Annotated in this window: 23 protein-coding genes; 8 read left to right on the plus strand and 15 right to left on the minus strand. The window is 63.0% G+C overall.

Features of this window, described 5'->3' with window-relative positions:
* Nucleotides 1-5 precede the first annotated feature (5 nt).
* A complete protein-coding gene (locus tag AC1RJY_RS08145; RefSeq protein ID WP_011776177.1) occupies nucleotides 6-398 on the plus strand; it encodes a hypothetical protein in 393 nt (130 codons plus the stop codon).
* Nucleotides 398-892: a type II toxin-antitoxin system RatA family toxin gene (locus AC1RJY_RS08150; protein ID WP_498602081.1), complete on the plus strand. Its 495-nt coding sequence runs from the start codon at nucleotides 398-400 to the stop codon at nucleotides 890-892. The genes AC1RJY_RS08145 and AC1RJY_RS08150 overlap by 1 nt, the downstream gene beginning before the upstream one ends.
* A 3-nt stretch (nucleotides 893-895) precedes the next feature.
* Here AC1RJY_RS08150 and AC1RJY_RS08155 read toward each other — a convergent pair whose 3' ends face one another.
* Nucleotides 896-1570 carry an anti-sigma factor family protein gene (locus tag AC1RJY_RS08155; RefSeq protein WP_498602082.1) on the minus strand — a complete coding sequence of 225 codons (675 nt, stop codon included), beginning with the start codon at nucleotides 1568-1570 and terminating at the stop codon, nucleotides 896-898.
* Nucleotides 1567-2064 (minus strand): sigma-70 family RNA polymerase sigma factor, encoded by a 498-nt coding sequence (locus tag AC1RJY_RS08160; RefSeq protein ID WP_014922838.1) that lies wholly within the window; start codon nucleotides 2062-2064, stop codon nucleotides 1567-1569. Before AC1RJY_RS08160 ends, AC1RJY_RS08155 begins: the two co-directional genes overlap by 4 nt.
* A 145-nt stretch (nucleotides 2065-2209) precedes the next feature.
* Between AC1RJY_RS08160 and AC1RJY_RS08165 the strand changes: the two genes are divergently transcribed.
* On the plus strand, nucleotides 2210-2758 hold the full coding sequence (locus AC1RJY_RS08165) for a COG4315 family predicted lipoprotein (RefSeq protein ID WP_014922839.1): 549 nt from the start codon (nucleotides 2210-2212) through the stop codon (nucleotides 2756-2758).
* A gap of 89 nt (nucleotides 2759-2847) precedes the next feature.
* On the opposite strand, the gene AC1RJY_RS08170 is transcribed toward AC1RJY_RS08165, so the two are convergent.
* Entirely contained in the window at nucleotides 2848-3795 is a 948-nt protein-coding gene (locus AC1RJY_RS08170) for a type IV toxin-antitoxin system AbiEi family antitoxin domain-containing protein (RefSeq protein WP_498602083.1), read from the minus strand.
* 175 nt (nucleotides 3796-3970) lie between these two features.
* Here AC1RJY_RS08170 and AC1RJY_RS08175 point away from each other — a divergent pair, with 175 nt between their 5' ends.
* Nucleotides 3971-4564, plus strand: coding sequence for a DUF5655 domain-containing protein (locus AC1RJY_RS08175; protein ID WP_498602084.1), 594 nt, complete (start codon nucleotides 3971-3973; stop codon nucleotides 4562-4564).
* Nucleotides 4565-4907: 343 nt separating this feature from the next.
* Here AC1RJY_RS08175 and AC1RJY_RS08180 read toward each other — a convergent pair whose 3' ends face one another.
* The 4 genes from AC1RJY_RS08180 to AC1RJY_RS08195 all read right to left on the minus strand — a co-directional run bounded on the left by AC1RJY_RS08180 (nucleotide 4908) and on the right by AC1RJY_RS08195 (nucleotide 8468).
* Nucleotides 4908-5885, minus strand: coding sequence for an ABC transporter ATP-binding protein (locus AC1RJY_RS08180; protein ID WP_498602085.1), 978 nt, complete (start codon nucleotides 5883-5885; stop codon nucleotides 4908-4910).
* A 1-nt stretch (nucleotide 5886) separates the two neighbouring features.
* The gene (locus AC1RJY_RS08185; protein ID WP_011776185.1) at nucleotides 5887-6726 is read right to left on the minus strand and encodes an ABC transporter permease; all 840 of its coding nucleotides are present in this window, start codon (nucleotides 6724-6726) and stop codon (nucleotides 5887-5889) included.
* Nucleotides 6719-7513 carry an ABC transporter permease gene (locus tag AC1RJY_RS08190; RefSeq protein WP_498602086.1) on the minus strand — a complete coding sequence of 265 codons (795 nt, stop codon included), beginning with the start codon at nucleotides 7511-7513 and terminating at the stop codon, nucleotides 6719-6721. The genes AC1RJY_RS08185 and AC1RJY_RS08190 overlap by 8 nt, the downstream gene beginning before the upstream one ends.
* 106 nt (nucleotides 7514-7619) lie before the next feature.
* Nucleotides 7620-8468 carry a DMP19 family protein gene (locus AC1RJY_RS08195; protein WP_498602087.1) on the minus strand — a complete coding sequence of 283 codons (849 nt, stop codon included), beginning with the start codon at nucleotides 8466-8468 and terminating at the stop codon, nucleotides 7620-7622.
* 165 nt (nucleotides 8469-8633) lie between these two features.
* Here AC1RJY_RS08195 and AC1RJY_RS08200 point away from each other — a divergent pair, with 165 nt between their 5' ends.
* The gene (locus AC1RJY_RS08200; protein ID WP_498602088.1) at nucleotides 8634-12089 is read left to right on the plus strand and encodes a DEAD/DEAH box helicase; all 3456 of its coding nucleotides are present in this window, start codon (nucleotides 8634-8636) and stop codon (nucleotides 12087-12089) included.
* 115 nt (nucleotides 12090-12204) lie between these two features.
* On the opposite strand, the gene AC1RJY_RS08205 is transcribed toward AC1RJY_RS08200, so the two are convergent.
* The 7 genes from AC1RJY_RS08205 to AC1RJY_RS08235 form a co-directional block, all read right to left on the minus strand.
* The gene (locus AC1RJY_RS08205) at nucleotides 12205-12456 is read right to left on the minus strand and encodes a hypothetical protein (protein ID WP_210065811.1); all 252 of its coding nucleotides are present in this window, start codon (nucleotides 12454-12456) and stop codon (nucleotides 12205-12207) included.
* Nucleotides 12457-12541: 85 nt separating this feature from the next.
* Entirely contained in the window at nucleotides 12542-13714 is a 1173-nt protein-coding gene (locus AC1RJY_RS08210; RefSeq protein WP_498602089.1) for an MFS transporter, read from the minus strand.
* Entirely contained in the window at nucleotides 13711-14376 is a 666-nt protein-coding gene (locus tag AC1RJY_RS08215) for a GntR family transcriptional regulator (RefSeq protein ID WP_498602090.1), read from the minus strand. Before AC1RJY_RS08215 ends, AC1RJY_RS08210 begins: the two co-directional genes overlap by 4 nt.
* Nucleotides 14377-14555: 179 nt before the next feature.
* Entirely contained in the window at nucleotides 14556-14786 is a 231-nt protein-coding gene (locus AC1RJY_RS08220) for a hypothetical protein (protein WP_498602091.1), read from the minus strand.
* A gap of 168 nt (nucleotides 14787-14954) precedes the next feature.
* Nucleotides 14955-15296: a hypothetical protein gene (locus tag AC1RJY_RS08225; protein WP_014922851.1), complete on the minus strand. Its 342-nt coding sequence runs from the start codon at nucleotides 15294-15296 to the stop codon at nucleotides 14955-14957.
* Nucleotides 15297-15483: 187 nt separating this feature from the next.
* The gene (locus AC1RJY_RS08230) at nucleotides 15484-17202 is read right to left on the minus strand and encodes an amidase (RefSeq protein WP_498602092.1); all 1719 of its coding nucleotides are present in this window, start codon (nucleotides 17200-17202) and stop codon (nucleotides 15484-15486) included.
* Entirely contained in the window at nucleotides 17202-18260 is a 1059-nt protein-coding gene (locus AC1RJY_RS08235) for an agmatine deiminase family protein (protein ID WP_498602093.1), read from the minus strand. Before AC1RJY_RS08235 ends, AC1RJY_RS08230 begins: the two co-directional genes overlap by 1 nt.
* A gap of 83 nt (nucleotides 18261-18343) precedes the next feature.
* Here AC1RJY_RS08235 and AC1RJY_RS08240 point away from each other — a divergent pair, with 83 nt between their 5' ends.
* The 3 genes from AC1RJY_RS08240 to AC1RJY_RS08250 all read left to right on the plus strand — a co-directional run bounded on the left by AC1RJY_RS08240 (nucleotide 18344) and on the right by AC1RJY_RS08250 (nucleotide 20297).
* On the plus strand, nucleotides 18344-18979 hold the full coding sequence (locus AC1RJY_RS08240) for a TetR/AcrR family transcriptional regulator (protein ID WP_014922854.1): 636 nt from the start codon (nucleotides 18344-18346) through the stop codon (nucleotides 18977-18979).
* A 54-nt stretch (nucleotides 18980-19033) separates the two neighbouring features.
* Nucleotides 19034-19684: a CG0192-related protein gene (locus tag AC1RJY_RS08245; RefSeq protein WP_498602094.1), complete on the plus strand. Its 651-nt coding sequence runs from the start codon at nucleotides 19034-19036 to the stop codon at nucleotides 19682-19684.
* A gap of 190 nt (nucleotides 19685-19874) precedes the next feature.
* Nucleotides 19875-20297, plus strand: a complete 423-nt coding sequence (locus AC1RJY_RS08250; RefSeq protein ID WP_014922856.1) for a hypothetical protein — start codon at nucleotides 19875-19877, stop codon at nucleotides 20295-20297.
* Between the two features lie 26 nt (nucleotides 20298-20323).
* Here the strand turns inward: AC1RJY_RS08250 and AC1RJY_RS08255 are convergent, their stop codons facing one another.
* Nucleotides 20324-20626 carry a DUF3040 domain-containing protein gene (locus AC1RJY_RS08255; RefSeq protein ID WP_011776196.1) on the minus strand — a complete coding sequence of 101 codons (303 nt, stop codon included), beginning with the start codon at nucleotides 20624-20626 and terminating at the stop codon, nucleotides 20324-20326.
* Between the last annotated feature and the right edge of the window lie 148 nt (nucleotides 20627-20774).

A 20774-nucleotide genomic window follows, 5' to 3' on the forward strand; every position in this document is an offset into this window, starting at 1 on the left:
GAACCATGAGCTATCAGCCACCGCTCGACTACTACCAGCAACCACGACGTTCCGGCACACGGGGCCTGGGTGCCGGAATCACGAGCATTGTCGCCGCTGTCCTCTCCCCGGTCGCGGCCATTGTGAGCATTCCGTTGGGCATTGCAGCCATTGCTTCATCAATAAGCCGCTACAACCAAGGCAACGACGCTTGGTGGTTCGGCGCACTGATCCTGGCGGGCGTGGCGGTCCTTCTGGCTCTGGTTGCCGTGGTGAGTGGGTTGATCGCCGTGTTCCGCGCCGGCCGGATGAACGCGGGCCGCATCACAGGAATCATCGGACTGGCGATCATGGCAGTCAACGTCTTTGGAGTTGCCTTCATGGTGTTCCTGGTGCTGGGTTCCGGGCAGGGGTCCTGATGCCGCAGGTACGCGCCGAGCGGCTGATCCGGCTGGATCCCGAGACCGCGTTCGCCCTTTCCCAGACCACCGGTGAGTTCAGGCTCAAATGGGATCCGTTCATCTCGGCCCAAGCCTTTCTGGACGGGGCCAAATCGGCCGGCAAGGGCGTCAGGACCCGAACCGTCTCCCGGATGGGCTTGAAGATGGTCAGTGAGTACGTCTCTTACACACCTCCACGGAATGTGGGTATGACCATGGTGTCCGGTCCTTGGTTCTTTGAGAACTTCGGCGGCGGCTGGCGGTTCACACCGGACGACGGCGGCACCCGGGCAGTCTGGAAGTACACCTTTTCGTGTCGCCCGGCCCTGGTGAAGCCGTTGGCCGAGAGGATCGGAAGCTGGCTCCTGGGCCGGGAGATTGAACGCCGCATTGAGGCGTTCGCCCGGGCCTGCGAAGACCAGGCCCTAGTGGCGGAACTTCGCGCCCACAGCACCGAGGTCACGGACCACTAAGGTTTACGGCACCGAAATCGAGGCCACCGTCTTCTGCCCCTCATCACGAAGCTCAACACCAGCGATGCCAGCCAACTGCACAGGCGTGGCACCCGTGATCTTGATCCGTCCGCTTGGCGTGGCTGTCCAACCGCAGGTTCGTTCTTCGGCGCCGTCCCGGCCCTTCACCCACAGGTACAGGGTCCCTTCAAGCGGCATGGACCGGCCCTCCACCTCGAGCTCAGTGCCCCAGTTCTTTTTCACCATGCCCACGGTCAGCTGCAGCCCGTCCCCTGACTGAACCGAATAGCTGGCGTCCGGTTTCGGCGGCTGATTCAGTAACGGCCCGGCGAGGACGCCAATGGCAAGGCAAGCAGCGGCAACTGCGCCTACCAAAGCCGCCCACCGCCGTCGTGATTTCCGCCTTCGAGCCGACAAGTCCACAAGAACCTTCTCGGGAAGCGTTGCAGGAATCGGTTCCAAGGGTGAGAGCGCGTTGGTGCTTCCGGCGACAGTGAGGGCCACAGCGTCGGCGGCCGGAACGGCGTCGAGCAAAGCAGGCAGGCTTGCCAGTTCCTCCAACTGGTTGCGGCATTCAGCGCACTGGGCGAGGTGGTCTTCGAACGTTCGCGCCTCCCCGGGCTCAAGCCCACCCAGCAGGTAGGCGCCCAGCAACTGGTGGACGGAGTTGCCATTCATCGTTCCACCCCCATTTCATCAAGGATCGTTCGGAGGGCTTTCACAGCGTAGAAAGCCCGGGATTTCACGGTTCCCGTCGGGATGTTCAGCTGCAGTGCGGCCTCGTTGACGGTGAACCTTTGGTAGTGGAGGGCCACCAAAACCTGGCGGTGTTCGTGACTGAGCCGGAGCAGCGCCTCCTCCATGAGGACCCGGTTCAGAAGTTCATCAACACGCTCCGTCGCAGGATGGTCCGGGAGGTCTTGCTCGCCGGCTTCGGCTGGGCGGCGTTGCGCCTTCCTGTAGTTGTCGATGATCACGTTGCGGGCCGTCCGGAAGAGGTAGCTGCGCAGGCTTCCCGTGATCTGAGGGGCGTGCTGCCATACCTTGAGGATGGTTTCCTGAACGACGTCGTCGGCTTGGTGGGTGTCCGACATGCAGCTGAGAACGAAGCGTTTCAGAGCCGTGCCATGGTCACGGTAGATCGCTGCCACCACGTCTTCGTCCAACGGCATAGCCACCTCCCTCATTCCGCTGCCCCTTCGCCTATACGACGACGCGCGAATGGAAAAGGTTCAGACCCTTGAACCATTCTTCCCCCACTGGCGTCGTAGGGGTTAGCGCCGGTCCTTTCCGGCCGGCTCGTCAAAGGAGCTAGACATGAAGAAGCGACTCACTTTTGGATTCGGTGTGTTGGTTTTGGCCGCTGCCTTGGCCGGGTGTGGCGGAAGTCCTGGAACCACCACCACCTCCGCACCGCCACCCGCCACTACCTCCCCCGCTGCACCTTCCTCAGCAGCAGCGACTTCCAGCGCTCCGGCAGCCAGCACTGCAGCTGGTGCTGAGATGAAGGTTTCGGCCTCAAGCGCCGGGCAGATCGTGGTGGACCGCAAAGGCATGAGCCTCTATTTCTTCACAAAGGACGTCAAGGACTCGGGAACCAGCGCCTGCACAGCGGCCTGCCTGGACGCGTGGCCTATTTTCACCACGACGTCGGACACCCCCGCTGTTGAAGGAGTCACCGGAACTGTGGGAACCATTGCTTCACCGGACGGCAAGAAGCACGTGACGCTCAATGGCATGCCCCTGTACTACTACGCCAAGGACAAAGCTCCCGGCGACGTCACCGGCCAGGGCGTGGGCGGCGTCTGGTACTTGGTGAGCCCTACCGGGGAGATGATCAAAGGCGCTGCGGGTTCGGGCTACTGACGGGACGCGAGATCGCGGGAAGCCTGCCACGTCGCCGGAAGGTTCCGTGCGAGCGCGCAGGGTTCCCGCGAACTCGCGCTCAGGAGACATCACCTGAACGCCCGAAGGATGCGCTCCTTGAAGAGGCGTTCTTGAAAAAGGTCCTTCCACTCGATTCTGATGAATCGCCAGCCCTCCTCGATGAGAGCCTTTTCTCGTCGCCGCTCTTGGTAAATGACCTCATCTGTTGGGTTGAAGTCGAAGTATTTTGTTCTTCCGTCGAACTCCAGAGCTAGTTTTTCCTCTTCCCAAGCGAAATCCATGCGATGACGACCCAGGCGGGACTGTACCTCGAATTGTGGCTGTGGGGGCTTGATACGCAGCCTCTTAATCAACTCCCGGGTTAGCGTTTCGCCCGCAGATTCAGAGCGTGGATCCGCGTTGTCCAAGGCCTTGCGCAGCGTGCGGACACCGCGTTTTCCGGCGGAGACTGCTGCCCGGTCGGCAAGTGCACGGATGTCGGCGCCGAGGCGTAAACCATGGTCCATGACCACCAGCGCTTTCGGGTAGCTAAGCATCCTGGCACAGTCAAACATCGTGCGCTCAAGGGTGGTCGCCCGCAGACCCTGAACCACCAGCACGTCGTCCTCAGTGAAGCTTTCTGTGTGTCCCCGAACATCCTTGCCCCACCGGTCGGAGGAAGGCCGGGCAGCATGCAGGACATGAACCTTGTCATCAACACCCCACACGAATAGGCCGTGGAGTCGTGCCGCCGACAAATGGCTATAGACGAAACCACCTGTGGACGTTGTCAGCGTCCCATGGGCGTGTGCCACAATCCGCTCTTTGGCCTTCCTCCGTGGACCCAGGGCATTCCACTTATTGGCCCGGATGTAGCAGCCATATCTCAAGCGAAGCAGTTCGCCGGAGTCCACCAGTGCCTTGATATTTCGACTGTTGAGACCGAATCGGAGTAACTCGTCTGTTCTCCACATGTACCCGTGCAGAGGTAGTGATCGGACCGACCTGACCGTGTTTTCAGTTGATATGGGATCCATCGGTTCAGCATGGCGATAACACCTCGAGTCGCTGAAGGGGGCTACCCCGCTATGTGGAAATCAGGATGCCGAGGCTGCGGAAACGGTGCGAATGCACCGGAAGTTTGCGCACGCGTTCGCAGGGTTCCCGCGACATGGGGGGCGGCAATGGAAACGGCCCGGCTACGATCGAGGCATGGGCGAGACTTCTGATTTCAAGGCCGCAGCGAAGACGTGGCAGACCATGGTGGACAGCAACCAGGCGTTGCTTCTCCGCAAGTCCGGCCACGGCGTCCTTTGGTGGGCTGAACAGGGCCGCAGCCAAGGAGTGAAGAACGACGGCGAGCTCCGCGACTGGATGCGCGACGAGCACGGCATCACAGGCTACGCGCAGTACGCGGTCTCGTGGGAGCTGTTCGGCTACCCCGACTTCATGCTCCGGGACGCCGACGAACTCATCGACGGCCAATATGTCAACCATCCCCGGCTGCGCCCAATAGCGGATGCCTTGCTGGCCTGGTCCGCCGAGACCGAGGGTGTCGAGATCCAGATGCGCAAGGGCTACGTGTCGCTTCACAGCCCCCGGCGGAAGTTCGCCCAAGTTACCCGGACCAACAACACCACCGTTGATATCGCCCTGCGCTTGGATGCACCAGCCGAAGGCAGGCTCGAAGCGGTGAAGGTACGTGAGGGAGACTTCTTCGACCGCCGCGTGCGGCTGAAGAAAATCGACGACGTCGACGACGAGGTGCTCGGGTACCTCGCCAAGGCGCTGGATCAGAACAGCTAGCCTGCAAGCCACTCATTGGGGAGAGAAACATGACAGAACGGGCAAGCACGAAGAATCCGCCGAACATAGGATTCCTCGCCATACAAGAGGTGGCGTGGACCTTGGGTCTCATCGCAATGGTCCTCCATGCGACAAGCCGCGGTCTGGACTGGATCTGGATCGGTCTGCTTGTCTGCTGGCAAGCAAGCATCATCTGGGGCTGGGTTAAGCTCCGACGCTCGAAGACCACCTAACGCGCCGAGATCGTGGGAACCCTGCCGCATCGCCGAAAGGTTCCGGGCGAGCACGCAGGTTTCCAGCGAACTCACCGGGTCCGGTGCAGCACCCGCTCCCGCCCAACAACTTACCGCCGTGCGCTCCCGTAGAGCTGCCGCACCAGGTGCTCGATATCCGGCTCGTGAAGGGATAGATCTGCTACCTCGGCTGCGCTTGAGATGGCTGCCAGAACTGTTGCCGCTGAGAGCATGCGTGGATCGAAAGAAACGCTGTGCCTGATTCCGTCGGCTTCAATGCTCTGGTGTACCGCGCCGTCGGGTAGTGAGAAGAGCGCAGCCGAGTGCACGGGGGTGGCGAGGTCCACCACCATGGTGCGCACGGCTCCGGCCACCTCAGCCAAACCCGTGAGCGGACCGTCGTAGGCGATGACGCCGTCGTCGACCACCAAGACGCGTTGGCACAAACGTTGGATGTCGCTCATGTCGTGGGTGGTCAGCAGCAGCGTGGTGCCGTTCTCGCGGCGCTCGGCGTCAAGGAACTGGCGAAGTTTCTCCTTACTGATCATGTCCAAGCCAATGGTCGGCTCGTCCAGGATCACCAGCTCCGGGCGATGCAGCAGGGCAGCCGCAACTTCGCCCCGCATACGCTGGCCCAGCGAAAGCTGCCTGACCGGCGTGGAAAGGAACTCTCCCAAATCCATCTGATCGGCAAGTTCACGGAACCTGGGCCTCCAGTCCGCCGCTGACATGCGATGCATGGCACCGAGGATCGGGTACGAGTCCTGCAGGGGCAGATCCCACCACAGCTGCGAGCGCTGCCCGAACACGACGCCGATCTTCCGGGCCAGCGCTTTGCGCTGCGGCACCGGGTTGAACCCGCAGACGGTCACGCGCCCCGAACTTGGCACCAGGACGCCTGTCAGCATCTTGATGGTGGTGGACTTGCCCGCGCCGTTGGCTCCTATGTACCCGACCGCTTCCCCCGGCTCCACCGTAAAGTCGATGCCACGGACCGCGTGTACGGCCTTCCTGCGCCGCCGGAAGCGACCGGCAGATTCCATGACCTGGAATTCCCGGCTTAGATTTTCCACTTCGATGATGGGCATGTCAGCCTCCTGCGCCGGTGTACTTTTTGATGGCCGCCCGCCAGAGGAGCAGCATGAGTCCGCTGAGGACGACGGCGGCCGGCAGCCCGAGCCAGCCCGTCCAGGCCGGGATCCCAGCGGGGCCATCGAGGTCGAGGATGACCAGGCTGGGGGCATAGGCCACCAACGTTGCGGGTATGACGAACGTGAAGAAAATCTGGATCGGGAAGAACAGCGCCGCTCCGGGCATCGAGGCAACGTAGCGGCCGCCGTAGGTAAAGGCGTTGGCAAATTGCCTGCCGTCCAGAATCCAGAACTGCATTGCTCCAGCACCGAGGAACAGGGCACAGAAGATGGCAGCTCCCGCGAGCGGCGTGATGGTGGCCAGCAGGATTTTCGCGGGGTCCCATTGGATGTCGGCGAGAAGCAGCGCCACCACCAGGGCTGCCGCTCCGAACAGCAATCGGCCCACCCGCCGCAACTGGAAGTCGGACGTTGCGAGCTGAAGCAATACAGGGAGGGGCCTCACCAGCAGCACCTCCAGTTTCCCTGACCGGATGGTCTCGGACATGGAGTCGGTCTCCCCCATCAGCAGGTCACCGAGGGCGAAAGCAACGGACGCGAGCCCGAACACCACCAGTGTCTGGGCCAGGGTCATACCCCCAAACGTGGAGACGTTGTGGACGATCGCGTAAAGCTCCACGAACTCGGTCACCCCCAAGAGGACCTGGCCGGCGACGTCGGAGAGGAAGCTGCCGCGGTATGCGAGTTGTGAGCGCAGCCGGGCAGAGACCAGGAGTTTGAGGAGGACCAGGTTGGTGACCCGGGCGTGCGGGTCACGGGTAACGCGGGGACTAGCCACCCTGCACCACCAGCCTCCGCGAACCGAAGCGGAGCATCACCTGCACGATGACCACCAGCACAGCCAGCCACGCGAGTTGCACGCCAACCAACGCAAGGCTCTCGGCCCCGTCGGTCCTTCCCGCGAGAATGTCCACCGGGGTTTGGAGCATCGACGGGAACGGCGTGGCCCGGGCAAAATCGAGCAGCCATCCAGGGAACCACGTCACCGGGACCAGGAACCCGGACAACAGGTTCATCACCACCATGTACAGCATCCAGAACCCCCGGATTTCGAGCACCCAGAAGGACAGCAGGTTGATGGCGAAGAAGCCCAGAAAGTTCAGGGAAACGGCAGCGAGGACCGACACGAATCCGAGCAGGTAAGGTTCGGGAGTTCCCGGCATCGCCAGGCCGGTTACCAGGGCTCCGACCATGAGTGGCGGCAACCCGCGCGGCAGCACGTCGAAGGCGGCACGGCCCAGGTCTTGCGCCCAATAGGAAGCGGTCAGGTTGACGGACCGGGAAAGATCGACGGCGATGTCCCCCGACTTCACGCGGCCAGCCAACTCAGCGTTGCCGAAGAGCCCCAAAGGCGCCAGGAGAGCCTGGCCCAACCACACATAAGTGGCGGCCTCCATTGCCGAGTATCCCCCGATGGCGCCGCCCGCCGTCGTGATGGCGCTCAGCAGAAGCGATGCCCGGATGAGCCCGAAAACCGAGTTGGTAAAAGCGCCGGCGACGGCGGCCGTACGGTAGGTGGAATGGCGGCGGAATGATGACTTGGCCAGTTCCCAATACGCACGCACCGGTCGAGTCTACTCACGCGTGCCACCCAAATCGCCGGAAACGCGTCGAGATCGCCCGAACGCTACGGGGATTCCGCAGCGTTCCGGCGATCTCGGCAGAGAAGACTTACGCGTCCGCGAATTCCTCAGACTCTTCGAACTCCACAGCCGCGATGATTTCCTTGGTCTCCGGGTGGATCATGAAGGCCTCGTCGTCGTCTTCAACCATGATGTAGTCGCCGTGGTCAGTGGAGAAGTGCCAGGCGAGGGTCTTCACGCCGTCGTGCTCATAGTTGGGATCGCCCATGGTGATCTTTTCCAGGGCATAGCCGGCTACATCGCACAGTTCGCGGATGATGACCTCGAACTCGGGAGCGTTGGCCAGGGCCTCTTCGTCGGCTTCGGCCTGACGCTCGGCCAGGTCAGGGATCAGCGCGACGCGCTCGGCGATGTGCGCTTCGATTTCTTCATCTGAAAGTACCAGCAGTTCGGACTGGCCCCGGAGGTACGCAGCGTTGAGTTCGACGATGTCCTCTTCTTCCAGCAAAGCCTCGAACTCGCCGTCGAGCTCGTCCAAGGTAACAACAGCCGCAGGCGGAGTTTCGGACTCGTCCAGGTCGCCGTCGAGGTAGGCCTCTGCTTCGTCTTCGCTCAGTGCGTCAAACGCGGCGGCGGTGCGGTTGAAGAGGTCCAGGTGCCGGGTGGCTCCCAGGCCCTCAAGGCCTGCGCGGATGTAGGCATCCACTTCTTCGCGCTCCGGTGCGGTGAAGACGTACTGGGCAAAGCCGCCGGCCAACGCCTGGGTCAGATAGAAATCCACAAAGTAGCTGTTGAGTGCGGGGGTGGCGATTTCGTCGCTGTTGAGGAGCTCCTGGTACATATGGTTCACGACGTTGACGTTGGAATCCACTACATCCGCGCTGCCGGCTTGGAAGCTGGTCTTGTTCAGGACGACGGGGTACTCGTTGGTAGTCATGGGAAATCCTCACTGCTGAAAGCTGATGGTGCTCCGGACACTTTCAACGTACGCGCGGGAGCGGCGCGGCAATCGAGGAAGAGGTTAACGGAGGGCGAAGTTTGGGAGCCGTTTTCTGCTGACTAAGATTGAACAGATATCCTCCTGCCGAAAGTAGCCCGACGCATGCCGTCCCACACAGACGAAAACTGGGAACTGGCCATTCAGACTCCTGCCATCACGGACCGCTCGCTCGCGGCCGGACTGGCTTATGCCATGGGCAGCCGCGTGAACGGGATCTCTTTCGACGCGGCAACTGGCCTCCTCATGGGCAAGGTCCGCGGCACCGGTCCGCAACCGTATTCGACGTCGGCAAAACTGGTCCGTAAGCCCAGCGGCTGGAGCTGCACGGTGGGTATCTGCAACTGCCCGGTCCGTAAGGACTGCAAGCATGTGGCCGCATTGCTCTTCACTGCCGAAGACCACCCCACCATCCGAGCCCAGCTCCTCTCCCAAGCGCCCGGAATTCAGACCTCCAGGGTGGGTTCGGGCCAACAGGGCGGGTCGGCACGTCCTGCCTGGGAACAAGCCCTCAACAGGCTGATCACGAAGCCCGGCACAGCTCCGAGCGCTGCGGGCATCCCGCTCGCGCTTCAGTTCGAGGTGGAAGAGCCTGCGGCCCACTTCTCCTACACAGGCCGTCGTGACCCCATGCGCAGTGTCCGCCAGCTCAAAGCCCGCCCGGTGATGATGGGTGCCAAGGGCAAGTGGATCCGCGGCGACGTCTCGTGGAACAACCTCAGCTATGTCAGTTTCCGGCGTGAATTCAACGAGGTCCACGTCGAATGGCTTCAGACTTTCCTGGCCGCGCACGGTTCCAGCAACGGCCGGCAGCAACCGTCCGGTGCCATGTGGTTGAGCCTGAACGACTTCGCCGCCAAAAACCTCTGGACCCTTCTGGCCGACGCCACCAAAGCGGGTATCCCGCTCATTCACTCCGCTGGTAGCGAGCCTGTCCACGTTGAGTCCCAGGCCGCCGTCGTCGGACTCAGCTTGGCGCGGCTGGACGCTGCCCAGGACACCCAAAAGCAGGAAGCGCCCGACGGCGGCCTGCAGCTTGCGCCGTCGGTGACACTGGGCGGGGAGCCCGTGGACCCCGGATCCGTGGGCTTCCTGGGCAAACCGGCCAACGGAATCTTCTTCACCCATTCCGGGGAAACCCTGCCTGGAGTGCCGCAGCAGAAGAATCTCATCACCCTTGCGCCCATTGAGGGTGGCATCAGCGATGAGCTGCTGGAATTCGTCATGGAGGGCGACACACTTCAGATCCCGGCCGAGGATGAGAGCCGGTTCCTGACCTCGTTCTACCCGAAGCTACGGCAGTCAACGCCCGTTCAGGCCGCGGATGAATCGGTGGAGCTGCCCACGCTGGCTGTCCCCACACTGTCCCTGCTGGCCAACTACGGCAACGATCACAAGGTCCGGCTGCACTGGGAATGGCACTACAAATCCGGCACCCTGGTCACCGCGCAGCCATTGTGGCGCCACCCGGACGACCGCGGCTACCGCGATGACCTTGAAGAAGCACGGATCCTCGAGTCACTCGGACGTCCGTGGGACGTGGTCCCCGCACTGGCCGAATCGGCGACGGGTGGCTGGGGTGCACCCCGCATCGCGGCCTCCGCTGAGCTCAGTGGCCTGGACACGCTGGCGTTCACCGAAGAGGTGCTGCCAGCGCTCAAGGACCTACCCGACGTCGTGGTTGAAACGTCCGGCGACATCGCCGACTACCGTGAGGCCGCTGAAGCGCCTGTGGTGTCCATTTCCACGAAGGAAACGGCAAGCGGCGACTGGTTCGACCTCGGCATCGTGATCACGCTGGAAGGCGAACCCGTCTCCTTCGCTGCTGTGTTCTCTGCGCTCGCCGCCGGAATGAGCCGCATGCTGCTGCCCAGCGGCGCCTACTTCTCGCTGGACCTCCCCGAACTTCACCAGCTCCGCGCGTTGATCGACGAAGCCCGCTCCCTGCAGGACAACCCGGACAACAAGGACGGCACCCTGCAGATCAGCCGTTTCCAGGCCGGGCTCTGGGACGAACTGGCCCAACTCGGCATTGTGGATGAGCAGGCCGCAGCCTGGCGTGAGGCCGTTGGTGGACTGCTCGACGACGGCGTGACCGGGCTTCCGCTCCCGGCTGGCCTTAACGCTGAGCTACGTCCGTATCAGCTCGAGGGATTCAACTGGCTCAGCTTCCTGTACAAGCACAGCCTCGGTGGCGTGCTGGCTGACGACATGGGCCTGGGTAAGACCGTGCAGGCGATTGCGCTGATATGTGCGGCGAAGGACCTGGCTGCGGAGACTGCTGCCGCCGCTCAAGGTGATGCTTCCGAGGTGGTTCCGCGGGCTCCTTTCCTGGTGGTCGCACCCACGAGTGTAGTGAGCAACTGGGCGGCTGAAGCGCAGCGCTTTGCTCCCGGGCTCGTGGTCCGGACTGTTGGCGAGACCTTTGCCAAGAGCGGTATGGCACCGGCCGAAGCGTTGGCGGGCGCCGACGTCGTCATTACCTCCTACGCGCTGTTCCGCATTGATTACGATGCCTACGCGTCCTTCCAGTGGGCCGGGCTGATGCTGGACGAAGCGCAGTTCGTGAAGAACCACCAGTCCAAGGCGTACCAGTGCGCGCGCAAACTGCCGGCCCGTTTCAAACTGGCCATCACAGGAACGCCGCTGGAAAACAACCTCATGGAGTTCTGGGCGCTGACGTCGATTGTGGCACCGGGCCTGTTCCCGAGCCCCAAACGGTTCGCGGAGAACTACCAAAAGCCGGTTGAAAAGAACGGCGACTCGGCGCAACTGGGCAAGCTCCGGCGTCGTGTGCGTCCGCTCATGATGCGCCGCACCAAAGAGCAAGTCATCAAGGATCTGCCGCCCAAGCAGGAGCAGATCCTTGAAGTGGTGCTGAACCCGCGGCACCAAAAGGTTTACCAGACTCACCTGCAGCGCGAACGGCAGAAGATCCTGGGCTTGATTGATGATGTGAACAAGAACCGGTTCACCATCTTCCAGTCGTTGACGTTGCTGCGGCAGCTGAGCCTGGATGCGTCGTTGGTGGATTCGTCGTTGTCCGGTGTTCGCTCCTCCAAACTGGATGTGCTGTTCGAACAGCTGGAGGACCTCATCTCCGAGGGTCACCGCGCCCTGATTTTCAGCCAGTTCACCGGATTCCTGGGCAAGGTCCGCGAACGGCTGGATGCCGAGGGCGTGGAATACTGCTACCTCGATGGCAGCACCCGCAACCGTGGTGATGTGGTGAGCGAGTTCAAGAACGGCGCCGCTCCGGTGTTCCTGATTTCGCTGAAGGCCGGTGGCTTCGGGCTCAACCTGACCGAGGCCGACTACGTGTTCCTGTTGGATCCGTGGTGGAACCCGGCGTCCGAAGCCCAGGCCGTGGACCGCACACACCGCATTGGGCAGGCCAGGAACGTGATGGTGTACCGACTGGTGGCGAAGGACACCATCGAAGAGAAGGTCATGGCGTTGAAGGCCAAGAAGTCACAGCTGTTCGCGGATGTGATGGAAGGCGATGCCTTGGCCGGTGGCTCGTTGACGGCTGATGATTTGGCGGCGCTGTTCGCGGAGTAGGCAGCGCAAACCGTGTAAGGGGCTGTCAAAGGGGGCCGGATAACAAGTATTCGATCCTGTGCTCCAGCGCAGAGATTCTCTCTTCAGTCTCCACATCCCAGTCTTCTCGGAGTACTCATGCCGGGCTGCTGTATCTGGTAATAATCACATCGTCCGCAGCGTCGAATAATCGACGTCCTATGCCGTCGAGGTAGACCCAGAGTCCGCTGCCATCAGGCATGACATCCGCCACCACCCCGATCTGGGTACCTTCGTCGGATACTGTCACTACCACCTCGTCGCCCGGCAGGAAATACTCCCACGCCTTGTAGCGACGCACTGGCAAGGCATCCGGATCCATCATTTTGACCACAGTGCTTTCCTCCACTGAGAACTGCCCCCTCACTTTCCGCTTAACTAGCAGTGCGGGGGGCGGGCGGAAGATGACGGCTAAGTGGAAAATATTTGCTTGGCTAGTCGTCCAGCCGTACGCCCCGCAACAACAACATCGTTCCGCCCACAGCAACCGCGGATGCCAGGAACACACCCGCTGCGCCGAGGCCCACCGCCACAACGCCGATAGCGCTGGGCAGGACCACCTGCCCCACCCTGTTTCCGGCCAACCGTAAGGCCAGCGCCCGCCCGCGTTGGCCTTCGGGTGCTTGCGCCGAGAGCCAGGACATGGTTAGTGGTTGGCCTATCCCGAGACCAAGGCCGAGGAACGCCATCACGACGAACAGCAACCACTCCGGCATCGGAATGGCTGCCACGCCGAGGGCAACTGTGGAGATGGCCAGGCTGAGGATCAGCAGCTTCATCCGGCCCAGTTTGCGGGACATGCTGCCAAGTCCCAGCCGGGAAACCATGGAAAACAGGGCGCGGACGGTCAGCATGAGGCCTACGGTTGCAGCGGTCAGGCCACGTTCCGCGCCGAGTGCAGGCAGGTACACGACCGTCAAGTCCACCACTGCCAGGACAGTGGCGCTGGTTGCCAACGCGCGGACCACACCCGGCGTCCGGAGGAGCGAGACCGCACTGCCCTTCGGCCCGCCCTTGGCGGTGCGCCTCCTGCGGCTGACCTTGGCGGAGATAACAAATGTTGTCAGGAACAGCACCAGGCTCATTGCCGTCGCAAGCAGGAAGATTGCCTGCGTGTTCGGGCGAACAGAAGCACCGCCCACTATGGAAATGGCCAGCGGTCCCAAGGCTTGCCCCAGCGATGCGGCGAAGGTCAGGTACCCGAAGGCAGAGTCCAGCCGCGACGACGCCGCATTGTTCGCCACCACAGCCTGTTGCCCCACCACGCAGGCCAACTGACCCGCTCCCAGAAGCGCTGTCCCGGCCACGAGTGCCGGGACTGAGGTTCCCCAGAACAGCAGGAACGCAGAACAGCCCAGAACGACGGCGGACCCGATCGCCATCAGCCGACGCTCACCCAGGCGGTCCACCAGCCCGCCGATGGGCAAGGCGAGTAACAAGGGAAACACCGCATAGCTCGCGGCGAGAAGGCCCAGCGCGAATCCAGGGACGTCCAGTTCAAGTGCGCGGTACGTGGTGGCGGGCCGGACCAGGAACGTCACTGCTTGGATGAGCGCCGAGTGGATGAGGAGTGCGGTGGATGAACGCCGTCCGAGTTCGCCGATCATTCGACCACGAGGCCAGTGCCTGAGATGACTCGCAGTGTCTCATCACGCGCGCCGATGACGTGGTCGAAGGCAATCTTCGCGGCCTTTTCCGGATCCCTGGATGCAATGGCCTCGACGAGGAGCCGGTGATTGGCGAGTGCTTCATCGCGACGTTCGGGGGCATTATTGGTGAAGTACCGGTAGCGTTCAACGTGGCTTCCGATCTGCCCATGAAAGCGTTGGGCCCAGGAGTTTCCGGCGATCCTGGCGATGGCGGCGTGCAGGGCAACCCCGTATTTCATGGCTTCATCAGCGAACTGAACCATCGCAGCGTTGCGGGCCACGATCCCCCGAAGTTCTTCAAGATCCGCGGCACTCGCATTGGCGCACGCTTCCCGTGCCATCAGGGATTCCAAGGCAGCGCGGACATCGTAAAGCTCTGAAATCGCCTTCTCATCCAGCGCCGGCACCATCACTCCCCCGGTGGGTTGCTGCTCGAGCAAGCTCTCCGAAATCAGGCGACGGATAGCCTCACGAAGGGGCGTCCGGCTGACCTGAAGGGCCGTGGCCATGGCGGGCTCGTAGATGCGCTCACCCGGTTTGAGCTCAAGGCTAAGAATCTGACGTTTCAGTTCGCCGTAGACAAGATGTGCCCCTGTGTTGCGTGGTTGTGGATCCGCCATATAGCGCCGCCTCGGCTAGGAAGTGTACTTGTATACATCTATACACCCAGACTGGAGGACCTCACAAAGGGTTACACCTGCGACCACTTCTGATTGACCACGACCGAGCGTGTTCGAGTGCCTTGTTGCCGCTTCAAGAGGCTCATAGTGTCGCCTTGCCCGGCCTTTTCGAAAGCCGGTCACTGAATCGCAGCCCGGCGCTCGGCGATTCCACCAGCGGCTGGGACCGCTCCAACATCACCAACGGACTGGGCATCGCAGGCCGCATGGTCAATGACCTGCGCGAACTCGAGCCCGACGCATGGGTGTTCTGGCAGCCCGTGGAGGACACCTACAAGCAGGAGAAAGCCGACAAAGGCTGGGGCTCCATCTACGTGGACTTCGACTGCAACTACGAGGGCCGCGTCCATCTCTCACATCCCACGCCCTTGAGCCGATCCCTCTCTCACTCTTCTCAGAAGAGTGAGAGAGCGTCCCGCTATAAGGGCTGGGAAGTGAGAGAGGGTTGGCATGCAAAAGGGGACCGGTTGATCAACCGGTCCCCTTCACACTTAAGTTCGGCTAGGCCGCGGGCGTCATTAGCCGCGGCACAGTTCGCCGAACTTGGCGCCGGCTTCCTGGAAGGCCGACGTAAGCTCGCCCATCTTTGCTTCGTTCGGTTCTTCCTTGGCCTGCTCGTCCAGGTACTCAAGGATGGCTGTAACTACAGGCTTCATCTCGGTGGACGCCACCGGTTCGATGGGCCTGATGGCGTTGGCTGCGCGGTTCGAGGCCGTCTGGCTCGGGTTCTGCGGAATACTGGCTGCGGCGACGCCAACGCGGTCACAGGTTTCCGCGGTGGTCAGCTGCTGCTGCGCGGAACAGGCGGATGCCGAGGCAATAAGCCCGGCAGCGATCAGGACAGTGGTGAGTTTCTTCATGGTTCCCTCAGTGGTCGACGTCCCTTTGATTGTAATCAGAGCCGGGGCCCGGCCACGCATCGGCGTCCGCGTTCCTCCCCGGTTAGTTCCCCCGTCGGGCACAAAACGACAACGACCCGCCGGTGTCGGAGCCTTCTTACGGTGACAGCGGGAAAGCAACCGGGCAGGAACGCTGGCATAAGCAAAGCTACAGCGCGGGCGTACGGGGTGGCATGGTCCGCCGCGAACCCGTTGCTTCGAAGGCGGCAGCCAGCGTCAACAAGGCCGTGTCATCGTACGCGCGGCCGGCGAAGGTGAGGCCCACGGGCATGCCAATATCCGCCATGGTTCCCATCGGTACGGTAACGGTGGGGATGCCCAGGTGCCTGGGAACGAGGTTGCCGTTGGCCACCCACACGCCGTTGCGCCAGCCCAGGTCTGCGGAGGCAGGGTTGACGTCCATGTCGGCAGGACCCACATCCGCAGCCGCCGGGAACAGGACTGCGTCCAGTCCGAGCCCGTCCATCCACTCCTCGAGGTCAATGCGCCGGGTCTCCTCCAGGCCGCGCACTCCGCCTTCCAGCTCGGGGATCTCGGTGAAGCGGGATACGCCGTATTCGCGGACATGCCGGGGATAAGCGGAGATGTGGTCGTCGAATCCGGTGTAGCGGTCTGCCAGGGCGCCCTTCGGGTGCGGGAAGATCGCAGCGCCGTCCACATCGGCAAGCCTGTTGAGGGCGGGATCACCGTTGGCGCGCAGGAAGTCGTCCCATGCCCAGGCCGAAAGGTCCTCGATTTCACGTTTGAGGTACTCGGTGCTGACCAAGCCGCGAGTGGCAATCGTGCGTGCTCCCGGGCGGTCGCCTTCGTAATTTGAGACCACGGGGAAGTCCACCAGCACTACTTCAGCGCCAGCGGACTCAAGGTCCCGCTTGGCGGCTTCCCATAGGTCAATCACGGAAGCCCGCGTCTCGATGCGCTGCCCGGTGGGGCCACCGATGCCCGGCTGCTCGCTGGTCCCGGCGTCCGGGTCTGCGTTGATATACATGCGCGGCACCCCGAAGCGCTTGCCCCGCAATGCCAGCTGCCCGCCGTCGGCGTCTTCCACGGCAAGCGTCAGGTAGGACTCCGGGCGGACCTCGGACGATTTCGGGAGCTGAACCCACGGCTGCGCGCGCCAAAAATCACCGCGCGTCTCAGCGTCATCGGCAACAATGACATCCAGCAGTTCCAGCATGTCCGCCATGGTGCGCGTGTGCGGGACTACGACGTCCATGGTGGGTACCAGCGGCCAGTTGCCGCGCACCGAGATGACACCGCGCGAGGGCGTGTAGGCGCAAAGAGCATTGTTCGACGCCGGTGCGCGGCCACTCGACCAGGTCTCCTCACCCAGGCCGAAGGCCGCGAAGCTGGCCGCCGTCGCGGTTCCGGAACCGTTGGAGGAGCCGGAACCGAAGGCTGCCGTCAGGTACTCAGCGTTGTACGGGCTTTCAGCACGTCCGTACACACCGCGCTGCATTCCGCCATTGGCCATCGGCGGCATGTTGGTCAGGCCGAGCAGCACCGCTCCGGCGTCGCGGAGTCGTTCAATGGTGAAGGCATCGCTCTGCGCTACCAAGTGCTCAAAGGCCGGCGAACCTGCAGCTGCCGTAAGCCCCTTGGCCAAGTAGCTGTCCTTGGCTGTGTATGGAACGCCATCCAACGGGCCCCTTACCGTGCCCTGCGCCCGTCGTTCATCTGAGGCCCGGGCGTCCGCCAAAGCATCGGGGTTCATCACCACCATGGCGTTGAGTTTGATGCCGTTGCGATCGTAGGCATCGATACGGTCAAGGTATGCCTGGGTGAGTTCCTCGCTGGTCACCTCGCCCGATTCGAGCGCAGCGCGCAACTGCGCGATGGACGCTTCTACGACGTCGAACCGAGCCATTACGCTGCACCTCCAGCGCGTTTTGCTCCACTGAGGCGCGGCTGCTGCTGGGTGATGCAGTGGATGCCGCCACCGCGGGCCAGGATCGGCCGGGCGTCCACGGTGACCACGCGGCGGCCGGGGTAGGCTTCGGCCAGGATCTCGGCCGCGAGGGAATCGGCACGTTCTTCACCGTAGCCACAGGCGATGACGCCACCATTGACCACCAGGTGGTTGACGTAGCTCCAGTCCACAAAGCCGTCTTCGTCGCGCAAAGTTTCCGGCGCAGGCAGCGGCACAATCTCGAACGGCTTGTCCGCTGCGTCCGTCTGGGCTTCCAGGAATGCCTGGAGCGTGCGGCTGACCTCGTAGTCCGGGTGCTCCGGGTTGGTCTGGGAATGCAGCAGGATACGGCCGGGGGTGGGCAGGGTGGCCACCATGTCGATGTGGCCGCGCGTGCCCAGGTCCTCGTAGTCGCGGGTCAGTCCGCGGGGTACCCAAATGACCTTGGTGGCTCCGATGGTGCGGGCTAGTTCGGCTTCGACTGCCGCTTTGTCGGCATAGGGATTCCGGCCCGGATCCAGCTGCACGGTTTCGGTGACCAGCACGGTTCCTTCGCCGTCCACGTGGATGGCGCCACCTTCGTTGACCAGCAGCGAGCTGACCAGCTCGGCGCCCGCCTTCCCGGCGACGAAGCGGGCCATTCCGGCGCTCTTCTGCCACTCGGACCACGCCGGAGCACCCCAGCCGTTGAAGATCCAGTCCACGGCGCCAAGCACGCCGGGACGTTCGTCGTCGAGGACGAAGGTGGGTCCGACGTCGCGCATCCAGAACTCGTCCAACGGTGCCTCGATCTGTTCGATGCCGCTGCCCAGCATGCGGGCGGCGCGTTCGCGCTCGCTGGGGTCCACCACCATGCTGACCGGCTCGAATTCGGCCACTGCATGGGCGACGGCGGTCCAGGCCGAGTAGGCCTCTTCGGCGGAGGCGGCGTCGTGGCCAAGGGTCAGGCCGGTGCGGGGGAACGCCATCCAGGTGCGCTCATGCGGTGCGGTTTCGGCCGGCATTCTCCAAGCCATGGGTGACTCCTTCGTCTTCAGTGCAAATCTTTTGTTGATCACACGATCAACAATGCTGAAAAGGTAATCTAGACTGGTCCTTGATGTCAAGCACTCCACAGAAGCGCGCAGTCCGGAAGTCACCGGCAGAGCGCGCCGCAGAAATCACAGAGGCCGCCCGCGAGATCGCACTCGAGGCCGGGCTTACAGCCCTGACGCTGCGCAATGTTGCCGCCCGGGTAGGAGTCGCTTCAGGCCTGGTGGCGCACTACCAACCCAACATGGACGCGCTCGTGTCCAGCACTTTCGCCACCATCGTGGCTGCGGAAACACAGGAAGTCGCAGGCTTGCTGAGCCTGCAACCGGGACCGTCGGAACGACTCGCCCTCTTGGTGGACACCCTATTGGACAACAGCAGGCTGGACGTCACGGCAATCTGGGTGGAGGCCTGGACCTTGGGACGCCGCAACGAAACCCTGGCCGCCTCGGTCCGCGAGCAAATGGATGCTTGGCAGAAGGTCTTCCAGGGAGTGGTCGAGGACGGGAACGCGACCGGAGCGTTCAACGTTTCGGATGCCGCGGCCGTCGCCTGGCAGATTCTCGGCATGGTGGATGGCCTGAACGCCCAAGCCTTGGTCCGCTGGGATGGTGTCAACGATCGCGGCACGCACCTTGCCCGCGCCGTCGAGGGAATGGTGGGCGCCGCCCGGGGTTCACTAACAACCAAGCCGGGCGCGTAGCTGCCACAACCGTGGGCAGGACGCTACACCGTGGCCCTGCCCTAGGCTGGGACCATGGCGATCATTCACAAGGCAACCCTGTCCCCTTCCAAGCTCGAACTCATCGCTGACTACCTCCCAAAGCAGCCTTGGTTCATCCAGGATGGCTCCCCGGAGCTCATCGGCGCCTACCGCTTTGACGATCCCGCTGGCGAGGTGGGACTCGAGACTCACGTTGTCACCGCTGGCGAGCGCGTCTACCAGGTTCCCCTTAGCTACCGCGGCTACGAACTGGCCGGCGCTGAGGAGTGGCTGCTCGGAACCATGGACCACTCCGTCCTCGGCAAGAGGTGGGTGTACGACGCCTGCGCCGACCCCATTTACGTCAAGGCTCTCGCCACCGCAATCCTCACCGGCCAGCAGGAGGCGGAACAGTTTGTGGACGGCGAGCCTGAGCCCCGGCCCAGCACGGTCACGGTGAAGGGCAGCGGAAAGCTCGACGGCGGCGTTCCCGCCTTGAGTGCCTCGGCGCCGGTATCCGGCAGCGGCGTGACCATCATTGATGCCGGCGAGCTTCGCTTGAAGGTGGCGCGGGTAGTGGACGTGGCAGCGGACGCTTCCGCCAACTCGGCCGCTGCCCCGGAACTGCACAGCGAGCTGACCCTGAACGGCACGTGGGCCGGGCTTGAAAACCCGGTGGAGTTGGCAGCAGTAATCCGGAACTGATACTCGACGTTCCTTCCCAGTTACCCCACCTCCCGGCCAATGTGGTCCCGGAGCGGCCGCGTGATGGCTAGGCCGCGCCGGGGCTCAGGCAGGAGTACCCGGGAAGGAGCGCACGCCGGGGGCACCTGTTGGTCGCAGCGGCTCCGGCGTAGGCTGGCACCAAGCCATCTAACTACGTGAGAGGTTCGGCATGTACAAAGCGCAAACCATCATCCCCGCCGCCCAGGATCTGGCACGGGAGTGGGTAACGCATGCAGCTGAGGGCACGTCGTCCCAGACGGATGCGGTGGTGAGGTGGGCATTGGCCCGGATCAACCATGCCGATGTGCCGTCCGTGGTGCATGGCGTCATGCTCACTTTGACCGGTAACAAGAAGGCTGCCAAGGAAGCTAAACGCACCGCAACCAGAGCAGTGAAGAAGGCAACCCAAGCGCTCAGCCGGAAGACAACTCAACGCAGCTCCGGCCGTGCCGTATGGTTTACCGCCATCGTTGCGGCCCTGGTGGGGGCGGGCGCAGTCTTTGCTTGGCGCATGATGATGCCCCCGGGCGAACCTGAGCCAGCCAAGCAGCCGGAGACCCCGGTCCAGCCGCCGGTGCCCCCGGTTCCCTAGTCACGCCACCAAAGGTGCCGGACCCGCTACGGTGCAGGGTCGTCGTCGTGCCGTTGTATCCGTCTCCGTAGCGACTTCCCGGCAAAGAGCCAGTAAGCGCCGCCGCTGGCCAACAGGAACCCCAGCACGCCCAAAATGACCAGCTGGCTAATGATCCCGGCGATAACCATCACGAAACCCGCCAAGACGGCAAGAGTGCCCAGAACAGCACGCGCCAGCGCGCCTCGTGGGCGGCCTGACTTCAGCTCATAGGCGAGATCGGGATCCGTTGAAGCGAGATCCCGCTCCAGCTCTTCCAAGCTCCTGCGTTCTTCTTCCGACAACGACATCGGAGTTCCTCACCACACAAGCAGGGCCGCCAACCTTGCGTCGATGCTCAGAACATCAGCACGAGCTCTGCTTGCCGTGCTATGCCTTCATTATCTTCCCGTTAGGCAGTTCTAGCCACAGGCAGGAAATGCCGGACAACCGTGCAGT

This window comes from Arthrobacter sp. GW822-FHT05G07 (assembly GCF_058799755.1).

Bases quoted from the DNA above. Each gene is read 5' to 3' on its own strand.
- AC1RJY_RS08200 (WP_498602088.1), top strand. From the start codon at position 8,634: ATGCCGTCCCACACAGACGAAAACTGGGAACTGGCCATTCAGACTCCT.
- AC1RJY_RS08175 (WP_498602084.1), top strand. From the start codon at position 3,971: ATGGGCGAGACTTCTGATTTCAAGGCCGCAGCGAAGACGTGGCAGACC.
- AC1RJY_RS08220 (WP_498602091.1), bottom strand. From the start codon at position 14,786: ATGGACGCGGCCCTCGTAGTTGCAGTCGAAGTCCACGTAGATGGAGCC.
- AC1RJY_RS08210 (WP_498602089.1), bottom strand. From the start codon at position 13,714: ATGATCGGCGAACTCGGACGGCGTTCATCCACCGCACTCCTCATCCAC.
- AC1RJY_RS08165 (WP_014922839.1), top strand. From the start codon at position 2,210: ATGAAGAAGCGACTCACTTTTGGATTCGGTGTGTTGGTTTTGGCCGCT.
- AC1RJY_RS08170 (WP_498602083.1), bottom strand. From the start codon at position 3,795: ATGGATCCCATATCAACTGAAAACACGGTCAGGTCGGTCCGATCACTA.
- AC1RJY_RS08225 (WP_014922851.1), bottom strand. From the start codon at position 15,296: ATGAAGAAACTCACCACTGTCCTGATCGCTGCCGGGCTTATTGCCTCG.
- AC1RJY_RS08180 (WP_498602085.1), bottom strand. From the start codon at position 5,885: ATGCCCATCATCGAAGTGGAAAATCTAAGCCGGGAATTCCAGGTCATG.
- AC1RJY_RS08240 (WP_014922854.1), top strand. From the start codon at position 18,344: ATGTCAAGCACTCCACAGAAGCGCGCAGTCCGGAAGTCACCGGCAGAG.
- AC1RJY_RS08250 (WP_014922856.1), top strand. From the start codon at position 19,875: ATGTACAAAGCGCAAACCATCATCCCCGCCGCCCAGGATCTGGCACGG.
- AC1RJY_RS08145 (WP_011776177.1), top strand. From the start codon at position 6: ATGAGCTATCAGCCACCGCTCGACTACTACCAGCAACCACGACGTTCC.
- AC1RJY_RS08155 (WP_498602082.1), bottom strand. From the start codon at position 1,570: ATGAATGGCAACTCCGTCCACCAGTTGCTGGGCGCCTACCTGCTGGGT.
- AC1RJY_RS08215 (WP_498602090.1), bottom strand. From the start codon at position 14,376: ATGGCGGATCCACAACCACGCAACACAGGGGCACATCTTGTCTACGGC.
- AC1RJY_RS08195 (WP_498602087.1), bottom strand. From the start codon at position 8,468: ATGACTACCAACGAGTACCCCGTCGTCCTGAACAAGACCAGCTTCCAA.
- AC1RJY_RS08235 (WP_498602093.1), bottom strand. From the start codon at position 18,260: ATGGCTTGGAGAATGCCGGCCGAAACCGCACCGCATGAGCGCACCTGG.
- AC1RJY_RS08160 (WP_014922838.1), bottom strand. From the start codon at position 2,064: ATGCCGTTGGACGAAGACGTGGTGGCAGCGATCTACCGTGACCATGGC.
- AC1RJY_RS08150 (WP_498602081.1), top strand. From the start codon at position 398: ATGCCGCAGGTACGCGCCGAGCGGCTGATCCGGCTGGATCCCGAGACC.
- AC1RJY_RS08255 (WP_011776196.1), bottom strand. From the start codon at position 20,626: ATGTCGTTGTCGGAAGAAGAACGCAGGAGCTTGGAAGAGCTGGAGCGG.
- AC1RJY_RS08230 (WP_498602092.1), bottom strand. From the start codon at position 17,202: ATGGCTCGGTTCGACGTCGTAGAAGCGTCCATCGCGCAGTTGCGCGCT.
- AC1RJY_RS08245 (WP_498602094.1), top strand. From the start codon at position 19,034: ATGGCGATCATTCACAAGGCAACCCTGTCCCCTTCCAAGCTCGAACTC.